Source organism: Rhizobium sp. 1399, from assembly GCF_031455475.1.
Taxonomy (GTDB): Bacteria; Pseudomonadota; Alphaproteobacteria; order Rhizobiales; family Rhizobiaceae; genus Rhizobium.
Genome location: NZ_JAVDSU010000005.1, coordinates 109,768 through 122,826, shown reverse-complemented (window position 1 = coordinate 122,826; position 13,059 = coordinate 109,768). Strand labels below are relative to the sequence as shown.

Sequence of the window (13,059 nt, the reverse complement as noted above, 5' to 3'; positions counted from 1 at the left end):
CCATGCCTCTTGGCCGCAACCGCCGCCAACGCGCGGTGGACTACTGGCCGGGCTTCGTCGATGCTCTATCGACGCTGCTCATCGCCATCATGTTCATCCTCACGGTTTTCGTTGTCGGCCAGTTCATTCTCAGCCGCGAAATCAGCGGCCGTGACGAGGTGCTGACGCGTCTGAACGGTCAGATCAACGAGCTCACGCAGTTGTTGGCGCTCGAGAAGGGCAGCAATCAGGATCTTCAGGATTCGGTCGCCAATCTGCAGGCGTCGCTTGCGAGTGCCGAGGGCGAGCGTACGCGGTTGCAGGCGCTTCTCAGCGCCGGTACGGGCGGCCAGAATGCGGCAAAGCAGCAGATCGGAACGCTGACGCAGCAGCTCGATGAGCAGAAGCAGGTCAGCGACCGTGCCCTCAGCCAGGTCGAGCTCCTCAACCAGCAGATCGCGGCGCTGCGCAGCCAGATCGCTGCTGTCGAGGCAGCACTTCAGGCTTCCGAGGAGAAGGATCAGACTTCGCAGACGAAAATCGCCGACCTCGGCCGCCGCCTGAACGTGGCGCTGGCTGCGCGTGTGCAGGAACTCAATCGCTACCGCTCGGACTTCTTCGGCCGCTTGCGCGAAATCCTGTCCGATCGCGAGAACATTCGCGTCGTCGGCGACCGTTTCGTCTTTCAGTCGGAAGTGCTGTTCCCGTCTGGCGGAGCCGACCTCAATCCGGATGGCCAAACGGAAATGGCAAAGCTTGCCGCCGCCTTGCTCGACCTTGCCAAGGAAATTCCGCCTGAGATCAACTGGGTGCTGCGTGTTGACGGGCATACGGACAATGTCGCGCTGTCGGGCTCAGGCCGCTACCGCGACAACTGGGAGCTTTCATCCGCCCGCGCGATTTCGGTCGTGAAGTTCCTAATCGCGCAGGGTGTGCCCGCAGACCGGCTCGTTGCGGCAGGTTTTGGCGAATTCCAGCCGATCGCACCCGGCGATACGCCGGAAGCGCGCGCCACCAACCGCCGTATCGAGCTCAAGCTGACCGAGAAATAACGGCCTGAAGTTTGCCAGTGAGGAAGGTGCGGACGGCGGGACTGTCGCTGAGGCCGATCGCTATCCTGTAGGCTTCTACTGCGGCATCGCTTTCGCCAAGGTCTGCCAGCAGATGCGCCCGCACTGCCCAGTAAGGCTGGTAGCTGGCGATGCCCCGTTGTTCCAGTCCGTCCAGCAGGGCGATCGCCGGGGCTGCGCCATCGACCCTGCCGACGACGGCGGCATGGCTGACCTTTGAGCCGAGTGTCGGTTTCATCGCGATGAGTGCCCGGTAGAGGGTAATAAGCGCCTTCCAATCCGTCGTGCCCGTCCGGCGGCGCGTGGCGTGGACGGCCTGGATCGCCGCCTGGCACTGGGACGGACCGAAGCGGTCGAAGGTGCCCGCCTTGCGCAGCAACGTGTCGGCTTCTGCGAGCATGATTTCGTTCCAGAGACCGGTATCCTGCTCCTCAAGCGGTATGTAAGCGCTATCGGCATCACGCCGTGCGTGCCTTCTCGCCTCGCAATAAAGCATTAGTGAGAGCAGCCCGATGACCTCCGGCTGCTCGGGCAGCATGGTCATGAGTGCGCGGCCAAGCCAGATCGCCTCATCGGTCAGGCCCGTGCGACTGTCTCCTTCGCCATCGAGCCCATCCCAGCCGAGCCCATAGGCGGCATAGATTGCCGAGAGTACGCCCGCCAGCCGTTCCGTCAGGATCTGCCGCTCGGGGATGGCGAAGGGAATGCCGGCGTCGCGGATCTTGACCTTGGCCCGCACCAGGCGCTGGCTCATGGTATCCGGCAAGACGACGAAGGCCTGTGCGATTGTCTTCGCATCAATGCCGAGCACGGTCTGAAGCATCAGCGGTGTGTGAACGGACCGGTCAATTGCCGGGTGCGTGCAGGCAAAAAGAAGCTTCAGCCGTTCATCGGAAAAGTCGGCGTTTCGTGCATCGTTCATACGCTCCTCGGCCTCCTCGACGGCCAGCGCAATCGTTTCGCTGGCATTGTCGCGGACAGTTCGATGGCGGGCAGCCTGTATGAGGTTGCGGCGGGCTGCGGTGAGCAGCCAGCCCTCCGGATTGTCGGGAATGCCCCGCTCGGGCCAGACCCGCAACGCGGCCGCCAGCGCATCAGACAATGCGTCCTCCGCCGCCGGAACATCGCGGGAGCGAGCGGCAAGGAAGGCGATGAGCTTGCCGTAGGATTGCCGTGCCACCTTCTCGGCAGCACGGCCCGCATCTGATGTCACAACGGCCTCACGCGACCTGCAGCCGGGGCCGTATTTCCACCGAGCCCTGTTCGGAGACGGGAACGCGCGTGGCCCATTCGAGCGCCGTATCGAGATCGGGCACGTCGATCACGTAGAAGCCGCCAAGCGATTCCTTGCCTTCCGGGTACGGGCCATCCTGTACATCATGGTCGTCGCCCTTGCGACGCACGATCGTGCCTGTCTCAGGCGGGGTCAAGCCGGCACCGGCGGTCAAGATTCCGGCTTGCACCAGTGCCTTGGTGTAGGCCGTCCAACCATCGCGGTAGGCAGGGTCGCTGCGGCGGATGAAGTCTTCTGCGGATTCACGGATGATAAGTGCGTATTGCATCGGAAACTCCTGATCCTCTAGGGGCGTTTGACCGGGCAGGCAGCATCTAAAGCCGAATTCGCCCATGCTGCAATGCTTCGGTGGCGCGGCCTCAAGCCGTTCCGAAACAATGAGGTCTCAGTCGTCCTCATTTCGACATTGCGGTCGAAAAAATTGATCACATGGAAAAGTGCGCGAAAAATACGCTGAGCGGAAAGTGCTGGAGGCGACTGATGCCGCCTCCGCTTCAGTCAGGCTTCCGCCTTTGTCTGATCCACTACGTCAGCGCCAGGCGAATTCTTCTTGATGGATTCGATGGCGTTCATTGCAGATGCCTTCGCCTTGTAGCCTTCGGACGAGAACATGGTCTCGCCGTTCGACGCCTTGAAGCGGAAGCGGAATTCACCGGCCTTATCCTTGTAAACTTCAAATCTGTACATGGATCCCTCCTGGTAAGCTGAAATCATGCATCAGCCTCCCGAAAGCTAGCTCAGAATTGTGAGCTTTTCCACTACCTTAATTAGAATTCAATTGCATGGCGTCCAATTGCCGCCGGTTGGATCGGGCGTGAGAAAAGGGGCTAACGGCACGCTGTCCCCTTCCGTTGTGCTCATTCCATCTGGATATGGGCGCCGTCCACGACCGGTTTCCATTTCGCAAGCTCGGCCTTCACGTGAGCGCCGAGTTCTTCCGGCGTGGAACCGACGATCGTTGCACTGAATTCCTTCATCCGCTCGGCAACGGCCGGATCGGTCAACGCCTTCTTGGCGGAGGCGTTGAGGCGGGTTATCACATCGGCCGGCGTATTGGCCGGTGCAAAGAGCGCATTCCACGTATAGGTCTCGTATCCGGGAATACCGGATTCGGCGATGGTCGGAATATCGGGGAAGGATGACGCGCGTTCGGCGGTCGTTACGGCGAGTGCCCGCAACGTGCCGGCCTTGATGTGGCTAGACGACGAGGGCAGGTTGTCGAACATGATCGGCACCTGGTTGCCAATGACGTCGTTCAGTGCCGGTCCAGCGCCCTTATAGGGAATATGCTGCATGTCGACGCCGGCCATACTTTTAAAAAGTTCGCCGGAAAGATGCAGCGGTGTGCCGTTGCCGGATGAGGCGTAACTGTATTTGTCCGGATCGGCTTTCAGGAGCGCGATCAATTCCTGCACGTTCTTTGCGGGCAGTTCCGGATTGACGACCAGCACATTCGGAACGACCACGAGCAACGAGATCGGCGCGAAATCCTTCTCGGCATCATAAGGCGTCGATTTCAGGATCAGCGGATTGAGCGCGTGGGTGGCGACAGTGCCCATCAGGATCGTATAGCCGTCCGGCGCAGCACGCGCGACGTTGTCAGCGCCGAGATTGCCGCCGGCTCCCGCAACATTCTGCACGATGACCTGCTGGCCGAGATCTTCGGACATTTTCTGCGCGACGATACGTGCGACGACATCGGTCGAGCCTCCGGCCGCGAAAGGCACGATCATGGTTATGGATCGGTCAGGAAAGCTCTGGGCCGATGCGGCCGTTCCTGTGGCCGCTGCGAGCAGGCCAAAGCCGAGCGCCAGGCTCATGCGACGGGTAATATCAGAAAGCGCCATTCGAATCTCCTCCCACAGATTTCAACAGCAAGGGCCCCTACCTCGGGCATAGGGAGGTTAGGGCAGGTTGCCGCAAAGGCAACCGCGTCCGGGGAGCTATGCGATCAGACTTTAGTCGCGATGACGTATGAGGCAGCTATTTGGCGGCTGCCAGCACATCCTCGTTGGCTGCATCGAATTGCAGGCTGGCGAGCTTTGCATAGATGCCGCCGTGCCGGATCAGGCTCTGATGTGTGCCTTCCTCGACGACACGGCCCTGATCCATGACGAGAATGCGGTCGGCCTTGAGAACAGTGGCGAGACGGTGGGCGATGACAATCGTAGTGCGGCCATGCATAAGCCCGTCAAGCGCCCTCTGCACAAGCGTTTCGCTCTCGGCGTCAAGGGCCGAGGTCGCTTCGTCCAGAAGCAGGATAGGTGTGTTCTTCAGGATCGCGCGGGCGATGGCGATGCGCTGGCGCTGGCCACCGGATAGCGTTATGCCGCGTTCGCCGACTTGCGTATCGTAGCCTTTGTCCAGCCGATTAATGAACTCATCGGCCTGGGCCGCGATCGCGGCGGCGCGTATCTGCTCGCGCGTGGCGCCTTGAACACCGAAAGCGATATTGTCGTGGATCGAGGCGACGAAGATGGTGACATCCTGCGGCACGATAGCAATGCGCTGTCGCAAGGCGTCCGGATCTGCCTGCCGGGCGTCGACACCGTCAATCTTCACGCTACCCTGTTGCGGATCGTAGAAGCGCAGCAGCAGCGAGAAGACCGTGCTCTTGCCGGCGCCGGATGCACCGACGATTGCTACTGTTTCTCCTGGCAGCACCGTGAAATCCAGTCCGTGCAGGGCCGATTTGCCTGGACGAGACGGATAGGCGAAGTGCACGCCGTCGAATTCCACGCGGCCCTGGGCAGGCGAGGGCAATGGCTGCGGATTTGCGGGGGCGGTGATCGGCGAGACTTCGTCGAGAAGCTCAGTCAGGCGGTCGGCTGCACCTGCTGCCTGCGAAAGCTCGCCCCAGACTTCCGACAGTGCGCCGAGCGATCCGGCTGCGATGACCGCATAGAGCAGAAACTGCCCGAGTGTGCCGGCCGAAAGCGTGCCAGCGAGGACACTATGGGCGCCAAACCAGAGAACGGCGACCACGCTGCCGAAGATCAGGGTGATGGCGATGCCCGTCAGCAGGGCGCGGGAGGAGACGGCGGAACGTGCGGCCTGATAGGCGGATTCGACAGCCGAGCCGTAACGGTCCGCTGCGGCGGTTTCGGCGTTGAATGCCTGCACGGTGCGGGTTGCAGCGATCGTCTCATTGGCGAAGGCGGAAGCCTCTGCCAGTGTATCCTGTGCCGCGCGGGAGCGCTTGCGCACCGATCGCCCGCCGGCGACCAGCGGAAAGACGATGACCGGGATCGCGACGATGACGAGGCTCGAGAGCTTCGGCGAGGTCACGATCATCATACCGAGCGCACCGATACAGAGGATCAGGTTGCGGAGCGCTACGGAAGCCGTGGCGCCGACGGCCGATTTGATTTGCGTGGTGTCGGCCGTCAGCCGCGAGACGATCTCGCCCGACTGGTTGACGTCGAAGAACGAGGGTGAGAGCTGTGTGACATGAGCAAAGACGTCACGGCGCAGATCCGCAACGATGCGTTCGCCGATGGTAATGACGAAATAATAGCGAAGAGCGCTGGCGACGGCGAGCACGATGGCCATGATCATCAGCATGGCAAAGTAGCTGTTGATGAAGGTACCATCGGCCTGGGTGAAGCCGTGGTCGATCATGCGGCGCACGGCAAGCGGTATAGCAAGCGATGTGACGGCGGCGAGCGCCAGCGAAACCAGAGCGCCCGCGACTAGGCCGCGATAACGCGCCACATAAGGTGTCAACCTGCCGAGCGGCCTTAGCGAACGCGACTTATTTTCCCCAAGCTCTGCCTGCTCTGCCAAATCGTCTCCGATCGCCCTCAAAGACCGCGTATTGCGGCTCCTTGGCCCTTGTTATCCCGGCGCCCTTCATGTATAGGCACCGCATCCTAATGGGAAGCCGTAGCCTTCACGACTGCGGCTTCATTTATTCAATCGGTTCTTTCCCCGCAACTGTCTGCGGCAAATTGAACCCCGGCATCGCAGGAAGATTGTCATGAAGGAAGGCATCCATCCCGACTACCACGTCATCAAGGTAGTCATGACCGATGGCACCGAGTACGAAACCCGCTCGACCTGGGGTTCGGAAGGCGCTGTCATGAACCTCGAAATCGACTCCAAGTCGCACCCGGCCTGGACCGGCGGTAACCAGCAGCTGATGGACCGCGGCGGCCGTGTTTCGAAGTTCAACAAGCGTTTCGGCGGCCTCGGCCTCTAATTCGCATCCGCTTGGCGGAATATTCAAAAGCCCGGTCTCGTGCCGGGCTTTTTGTTTTTCGGGTCTGTACCGGTGAGCAAACAAAAAACCGGCCGCGTTGCCGCAGCCGGTTCCATGAAATTCTATGATGGATGCCAGATCAGTTGTTGCCGAAGGCCGTCTGCAGCAGGGAAAGCTGAGCCTGGACGCTGTTCTGGTTGTCCGGGACGATCGCAGCTTCTGACGGGCGATAGATTTCGCGGTCGAGCAAGGCGATGCGGTTCTGCAGGCGAAGCGAGCGCTCTACGAGATCGCGGAAGGATTCCGGCAGGTCGCCCCAGCCCGGAGCGTTGCGGTCGACATTAAAGCCGTCGAGCCGAACCTTGTTCTTCTCGGCCAGAACCTGATCGCGAGACATCTCGCCATTGTTGACGGCGCGTTGAAGGAGCAGCCAGGAAGCCATCTGCATGAGGCGGGTGGTCAGGCGCATCGATTCAGCCGCGTAAAGGACCGAGGCCATACGCGGCAGAACCTTGGAGGCTGCGCGGCCCTGGCCGTCGAGGTAGGATGCGGTTTCTTCGACCAGCGACATGCCCTCTGCATACAGCGTCTTGAACTGCGAGGATGCGGCAGCGCGGCCCGCAAAACTGATTGTATTCAATCCAAGTTCCGACATCTAAAGAATCCCTGTTGCACGCATCTACTATCAGGTAACGCCGGTTTCCGCGGAAAAGTTTCCTAGGCCGGTCTTTATGATTTCAAGATGGTATCTTTAACCTAATTGCGCAAGCCGTTTCTTAAGAAAAGGTTAATCTCCACAGTTTCGTGGAAAGATCTAAGGCAGCGCGAAAAAGAAGAGCCGCAAAAGCGGCTCTCAAGGTAAAACAGGGAGAAAAATCAGACCAATTCACCGCTTGGAAAACTGTCTGAGGTTCAGAAGGATCTGAACAGTTTGAGTAATATCTTATAAAGCTTAATTTTTTATTAATGTCGTTCCAATTTAAGACTTAGTGAAAGTAATTTCGAAGCAATAGTTGCTCGTTCACAGTCTTATGATCGGAAAAGGCTTTCGGCGGCAAGCCGGCCGGAAGCCTTCTTGGCTGCCTCGGCTTCGAGCCGCGCGATCTCGGTTTTCAAGAGTTCCACGCGCGCCTTCAGCTCGTCCACCGAAAGCAGGGAGAGATCGGAGCCGATCTCGTGTGCGGTCTTCTTCTGCGGCCTGTCGTCATCCATCAAGCTCATTGTCGCTCCTCCTTTAAACCGTGTCGCGATCTTCCAGGTTCGCCTCCACGCTTTAAGTCTCCGTTTCCGGCATGTCGTTATAGCAAAACCGCTGCACAGTTTTGCGCAACATGCGTCAGTTCGTCAGCCGAACTTTACAGCAGGATCGCCGGTTTCGGGAGACTTGTTGGAGCCGCGATCGGCAAGCGACATGCTTTGCGGCGTGAGAGTAGGAGATGTTGCTGTCGGGATCGTCGTATAGGCATCGCGGTCGCTTGCCGGAATGGCTGCGCGAATGCGGCTCCTGACGATGGCATAGCCGGTAATCAGAAGATGGGCGAGCGCCGTCACCAGGAAGAGCGCATGCGGGCTGATGATCGACATGACCGGACCGCCGATCGTCGGACCGATGACGGTGCCGATGCCGTAAAGAAGCAGCAGGCCGCCCGAGACCTTTACGAAATCCTCCGACGCGGCAAAGTCGTTCGCATGGGCGACGGCGATCGGATAGAGCGTATTGGCGACGGCGCCGTAGAGGATGACAAGGCCGATCAGGAAGACAGGGGATGAGGGGTGCAGCACGAAGATCAGGAGGCCGGCGAGCGCTGCGATGGCTGACATGGCCGCCAGCACATAACGGCGGTCGATGCGATCGGAGAGGCGCCCAGCCGGAAGCTGCATGATGGCACCGGCAAAGATGGTGGCACTCATCATCACCGCAATCGAGGTGTCGGAGAGGCCGGCACCCGCGCCGAAGACGGCGCCGAGTGTACCGTAGGCACCGTTGGCGATGCCGACGAGCAGGATGCCAAGGCAGGAGACGGGCGAATTGCGATAGAGCGCAGGCAGATCGAGTTTCACCGCTTTCAGTGGCTGCGGCGAAGCGGCGGTCGAGAGCGTCGTCGGTAGCATGGCGATGCAGTAGAAGATGCCGCAGATCATGAAGAGCACCGGTGTGCGCACGTCTTCCAGCGGAATCATCAGCTGGCCGCCCACGACGCCCAGAAGGGTGATGCCGATATAGAGCGAGAAGATCGCGCCGCGGCTTTCATTGTTCGCCCGCTCGTTCAACCAGCTTTCGATGATCATCGAGGTGCCAGCGGTTGAGAAGCCGGTGACGGCGCGCAGGATGACCCACCAGACCGGGTCGATGATGATGCCGCTGACCAGCGCGATGATGGCGATAATGGCGATGAAGCCGGAGAAGGCGCGTACATGGCCGACGCGGCGCACCATCTTCGGGGCGACAAGGCAGCCGATGACGAAGCCCGCCGCCCAGGACGTGCCGAGCAGGCCCAGTGTGGTCGTTGCATAACCTTCCAGGTTTCCGCGTACGGGAAGCAGAATGCCCTGCAGTCCGTTGCCCATGAAAAGGAAGAGCGTGCCAAAGAGCAGCGCAGCGACGGACAGCAGATTTCTTGTCATATCCCCAGACTCGGCGTGTTCGCTTTGAAAAAGGACATAAGGCGAGACCTGTATCTGCCCAGTCCATAAGAATGTTGATTGTGTCCCGGAATGCCTTTACGGCGAGTAGATATTCTCTGTTCGCGTGAAAAAATGTCCGTCCTGTGACATTCTGATAGATGGAAAAAATAAAGCCATGACAAAGCTGATAGCTTTGCTGCTCATCCTTGCCATGGCAATCCAGATCATCAAGCCGCTCGGCTATCCGGGGCTGCGCCGCCGGATGGATTTCTGGAAGATCGCGCTGATTGCCTTTGCCATCTGGGCGGTGGCGCTGCTGGCGCGCGATTTCCTGGTGCAATAGGCAGGTTCAGCCCTGCAGGATGATCTCGCCTTTCATGACCGGCACGCAGGTTCCCGAGATCGTCACGTCGGTGACTGTGCCGGCCTTCTTGACCACATCAAGTTCGATGATGCTGCGCCGGCCCATTTCCACGCCCTGTTCGATCGTCACGTGCCGGCTGATGTCCGCCTCCGGCAGGAGTGAGACGAGATAGGCGGAAAGGGCTGCCGAAGCGCTGCCGGTCGCCGGATCTTCGATGACGTTGTCCAGCGGCGCGAACATGCGCGCGCGGATCTTCCATGGCGTAGCGGAGGGGCGAACGTAGAGAAACAGAGAGAAATCATGGCTGCCGGTCATAGACTTGGCCGCAGCCTGGAAGCCGTTGATATTAGGGCTTGCCGCGGCCAGAGCCTCGAGGCTTTCGAGTTCGGCAACGGCAAATTTCAGGCCGACGGAGACGACGACCGGGGCATGCGTGTTCTTGCGGATCGACGCCGGGTCGATGGAGATGCAGCTGGCAATGACCGCATCGGGTATCGTGTCTTCTACTTCAAGCGGTCGTGGAGCGCGGATCGTCGCTGCGGTGACACGACCTTCGCTGCGCTGCAGGGCGACCTCAACGAGGCCGGCCTTCTCCTCGAACCGCAACGTATCGCCGATGGGGCGGCCGAAGATTTCACTCTGCTGACCGAGTACATAGGCGGTGCCGACATTGGGATGACCGGCAAAGGGTATCTCCATCGTCGGCGTGAAGATGCGCACCCTTGCCGTGTTTTGAAGGTTTTCCGGAGGAAGCACGAAGGTGACTTCTGAATAGCCGAATTCGGCGGCGATCTTCTGCATTGCCGCGTCGCTGATGCCCCTGGCGTCGCTCATGACCGCGAGCGGATTTCCCTCGAAGCGGGTGGAGGTGAAGACGTCGACGGTGATGTAGGGCAGGCTGTTCATGGCGGCTCCAATGGTTAAGGCGCCATGATTAGCGAGGCCAGCGATTGCGGCGAAGGATTATCTTGTCGCCATGACAAATCGCCTTCGCGACAGGCAGGCACAAATAAAACAGGCGGCGAAGATGTTCGCCGCCTGTCTCATTCTCTCAAGCTTCAAAAGCTCATGCAGCCTTTTCGAGTTCGGCCTTCCAGTTGCCCTTGGCGGCGAGGCTGTTCATTTCGGCGCGATGAGAGAATTCGCGCTGGCCGGCGGCGACGTTTTCCTGCTTGCCGTTCCAGGCCTTGAGCGCGCTGTCTTGCAGGGCGCGGCCGTAGGAGAAGGTGACAAACCAGGGCAGCTCATAACCGGAGTTGATTGCGGAGAGATGGGCTGTGGCCTCTTCCGTGGTCTGGCCGCCGGAGAGGAAGGCAATGCCCGGAACCGATGACGGGACCGTGCGCTTCAGGACTTGGACTGTACGCTCCGCAACTTCGGCGACGGAGGCCTTGCGGGCATTCTTGCCGTCGATGACCATGTTCGGCTTCAGGATCATGCCCTCGAGGCTGACACGGGCATCGGCCAGTTCCTCGAACACGATGCGCAGCGTGGCCTCAGTCACTTCGGCGCAGCGGTCGATATTGTGGTCGCCCGGCTTGCCGTCCATTAGGCATTCCGGCTCGACAATCGGTACGATCTTGGCTTCCTGGCAAAGCGCAGCATAACGGGCAAGCGCCTGGGCATTGGCGCGGACGGAACCGCGGCTCGGCAGCGTCTGCGAGATGGCGATGACGCCACGCCACTTGGCGAAGCGGGCGCCGGCCTCATAATATTTGGCGAGGCGGTCTGCGAGGCCGTCGAGGCCCTCGGTGACGGTTTCACCTGGGTATTTTGCCATCGGCTTGGCGCCGATGTCGACCTTAATGCCCGGGATGCTGTCGGCAGCCTTGATGATGTCGACGAAGGGCGTGCCGTCGGCGGCCTTCTGATACAGGGTTTCCTCATAGAGGATGACGCCGGAAATGTACTTCTTCATCGCTTCGTCGGAGCGGAAGAGCATCTCGCGATAATCGCGCCGGCTGGTTTCGGTCGATTCAAGATTGATCGCGTCGAAACGCTTCTTGATGGTAGCGGTCGATTCATCGGCTGCAAGCAGGCCCCGACCACCAGCAACCATCTTAACTGCAATGTCTTCCAATCGTTCGCTCATCTCGTTCTCTCCACAATGAAACCCGGTAGAATTGATAATATAGAACCCGGATAACAGAAGTTTATAGGGAGAAAAAAGGGAGTGCTAAGTCATTGAAACGATTGAAATGATTTCAATCGTTTGAAAGTTCGGGAATTTTTTCTCTTCTTGGGCAAAAGACCGCGGAAGCGTTTGCTCCGCGGTCTATCCTGCTGGAATATCTGCCGAATCGGCTTATCGGTTAGCGGAGAGAACGGCCACACCCGGCAACTCCTTGCCTTCCATCCATTCAAGGAAGGCGCCGCCCGCGGTCGAAACATAGCTAAACTCTTCGGCAACGCCGGCATGGTTCAGCGCCGAGACCGTATCACCACCGCCTGCAACTGACGTGAGCTTGCCGGCCTTGGTGCGTTCGGCGGCGTATTTCGCGGCCGCGACGGTCGCTGCGTCGAAGGGCTCAATTTCAAAGGCGCCGAGCGGACCATTCCAGACGAGCGTAGTGGCGCGTTCGATCCAAGCCTTGACGGCATCGATCGACTTCGGACCGACATCGAGGACCATGGCATCGGCCGGAATGGCTTCGATGGAGACGATCTCATTGGCGGCACCTGTCTTGAACTCACGGGCGACGACACCGTCTTCCGGCAGAACGATGGCGCAGCCGGCGGTGGCGGCCTCGATCATGATCTGCTTGGCGGTATCGGCGAGATCATGCTCGCAAAGCGACTTGCCGACATCGGTGCCGCGGGCGGCGATGAAGGTGTTGGCCATGCCGCCGCCGATGACGAGCGCGTCGACCTTCTTCACGAGATTCATCAAAAGGTCGATCTTGGAGGAGACCTTGGCACCGCCGACGATTGCGACGACCGGACGGACCGGGTTGCCGAGGCCCTTTTCCAGTGCCTCAAGTTCGGCCTGCATGGTGCGCCCCGCATAAGCCGGTAAATGATGGGCAAGACCTTCGGTGGAGGAGTGGGCGCGGTGCGCGGCCGAGAAGGCGTCGTTCACATAGATATCGCCGTTTGCGGCGAGCGCCTTGGTGAAATCAGGATCGTTCTTTTCCTCGCCCTTGTGGAAGCGGGTGTTTTCAAGGAGCAGGATATCGCCATTGTTCATCTTCGCGACGGCGGAAGCGGCTGCCTCGCCGATGCAGTCGGAAGCCGTCAGCACGGCATGGTCAAGCACCTGCTCGACGGAGGGGGCAACCAGCGAAAGCGAGAATTCTGCCGAGGGGCCATCCTTCGGGCGGCCGAAATGGGCGAGCAGAATGACCTTGGCGCCCTTTTTCGACAGTTCAAGGATCGTCGGCGCGACGCGCTCGATGCGGGTCGTGTCCGTAACCTTGCCATCCTTGACCGGGACGTTGAGGTCGACGCGGACGAGAACGCGCTTGCCGGCGATGTCGTTGAGATCGTCGAGTGTCTTGAAAGCTGCCATGGGAGGATCCGTTCGTGG

The 13,059-nt window shown here is 60.0% G+C and carries 14 protein-coding genes; 3 read left to right on the top strand and 11 right to left on the bottom strand.

From position 1 onward, the window contains the following. Positions 1 to 2 precede the first annotated feature (2 nt). Positions 3 to 1,031 (top strand): peptidoglycan -binding protein, encoded by a 1,029-nt coding sequence (locus J2X71_RS18020; RefSeq protein ID WP_113320880.1) that lies wholly within the window; start codon positions 3 to 5, stop codon positions 1,029 to 1,031. On the opposite strand, the gene J2X71_RS18015 is transcribed toward J2X71_RS18020, so the two are convergent. The 5 genes from J2X71_RS18015 to J2X71_RS17995 all read right to left on the bottom strand — a co-directional run bounded on the left by J2X71_RS18015 (position 1,012) and on the right by J2X71_RS17995 (position 6,129). Further along, on the bottom strand, positions 1,012 to 2,262 hold the full coding sequence (locus J2X71_RS18015) for a DUF6596 domain-containing protein (RefSeq protein WP_310383520.1): 1,251 nt from the start codon (positions 2,260 to 2,262) through the stop codon (positions 1,012 to 1,014). The two genes, J2X71_RS18020 and J2X71_RS18015, sit on opposite strands and share 20 nt — an antisense overlap. Before the next feature lie 7 nt (positions 2,263 to 2,269). Beyond that, entirely contained in the window at positions 2,270 to 2,611 is a 342-nt protein-coding gene (locus J2X71_RS18010; RefSeq protein WP_310383518.1) for a YciI family protein, read from the bottom strand. Positions 2,612 to 2,841: 230 nt separating this feature from the next. Continuing rightward, positions 2,842 to 3,030 carry a YegP family protein gene (locus J2X71_RS18005; protein ID WP_192729246.1) on the bottom strand — a complete coding sequence of 63 codons (189 nt, stop codon included), beginning with the start codon at positions 3,028 to 3,030 and terminating at the stop codon, positions 2,842 to 2,844. A 170-nt stretch (positions 3,031 to 3,200) separates the two neighbouring features. Further along, positions 3,201 to 4,190 (bottom strand): tripartite tricarboxylate transporter substrate binding protein, encoded by a 990-nt coding sequence (locus J2X71_RS18000; RefSeq protein ID WP_310383515.1) that lies wholly within the window; start codon positions 4,188 to 4,190, stop codon positions 3,201 to 3,203. A gap of 136 nt (positions 4,191 to 4,326) precedes the next feature. Next, positions 4,327 to 6,129, bottom strand: coding sequence for an ABC transporter transmembrane domain-containing protein (locus J2X71_RS17995; protein WP_310383513.1), 1,803 nt, complete (start codon positions 6,127 to 6,129; stop codon positions 4,327 to 4,329). 193 nt (positions 6,130 to 6,322) lie between these two features. On the opposite strand from J2X71_RS17995, the gene rpmE reads away from it, so the two are divergent. Further along, positions 6,323 to 6,544, top strand: coding sequence for a 50S ribosomal protein L31 (rpmE, locus tag J2X71_RS17990; RefSeq protein ID WP_007826526.1), 222 nt, complete (start codon positions 6,323 to 6,325; stop codon positions 6,542 to 6,544). Positions 6,545 to 6,683: 139 nt separating this feature from the next. On the opposite strand, the gene J2X71_RS17985 is transcribed toward rpmE, so the two are convergent. The 3 genes from J2X71_RS17985 to J2X71_RS17975 form a co-directional block, all read right to left on the bottom strand. Then, positions 6,684 to 7,199, bottom strand: a complete 516-nt coding sequence (locus J2X71_RS17985; protein ID WP_310383509.1) for a DUF1465 family protein — start codon at positions 7,197 to 7,199, stop codon at positions 6,684 to 6,686. A 374-nt stretch (positions 7,200 to 7,573) separates the two neighbouring features. Beyond that, on the bottom strand, positions 7,574 to 7,765 hold the full coding sequence (locus J2X71_RS17980; RefSeq protein WP_310383507.1) for a DUF1192 domain-containing protein: 192 nt from the start codon (positions 7,763 to 7,765) through the stop codon (positions 7,574 to 7,576). A gap of 123 nt (positions 7,766 to 7,888) precedes the next feature. Then, positions 7,889 to 9,169 carry an MFS transporter gene (locus J2X71_RS17975; RefSeq protein WP_113320874.1) on the bottom strand — a complete coding sequence of 427 codons (1,281 nt, stop codon included), beginning with the start codon at positions 9,167 to 9,169 and terminating at the stop codon, positions 7,889 to 7,891. A gap of 175 nt (positions 9,170 to 9,344) precedes the next feature. Between J2X71_RS17975 and J2X71_RS17970 the strand changes: the two genes are divergently transcribed. Further along, entirely contained in the window at positions 9,345 to 9,512 is a 168-nt protein-coding gene (locus J2X71_RS17970; protein WP_183850680.1) for a hypothetical protein, read from the top strand. 6 nt (positions 9,513 to 9,518) lie between these two features. Here J2X71_RS17970 and J2X71_RS17965 read toward each other — a convergent pair whose 3' ends face one another. From J2X71_RS17965 to J2X71_RS17955, 3 genes are all read right to left on the bottom strand, one after another. Continuing rightward, complete coding sequence (locus J2X71_RS17965; protein ID WP_310383502.1) at positions 9,519 to 10,439, bottom strand: PhzF family phenazine biosynthesis protein; 921 nt, start codon at positions 10,437 to 10,439, stop codon at positions 9,519 to 9,521. Between the two features lie 160 nt (positions 10,440 to 10,599). Next, positions 10,600 to 11,625 carry a class I fructose-bisphosphate aldolase gene (locus J2X71_RS17960; protein ID WP_310383500.1) on the bottom strand — a complete coding sequence of 342 codons (1,026 nt, stop codon included), beginning with the start codon at positions 11,623 to 11,625 and terminating at the stop codon, positions 10,600 to 10,602. Positions 11,626 to 11,838: 213 nt separating this feature from the next. Then, the gene (locus tag J2X71_RS17955; protein ID WP_310383497.1) at positions 11,839 to 13,041 is read right to left on the bottom strand and encodes a phosphoglycerate kinase; all 1,203 of its coding nucleotides are present in this window, start codon (positions 13,039 to 13,041) and stop codon (positions 11,839 to 11,841) included. Between the last annotated feature and the right edge of the window lie 18 nt (positions 13,042 to 13,059).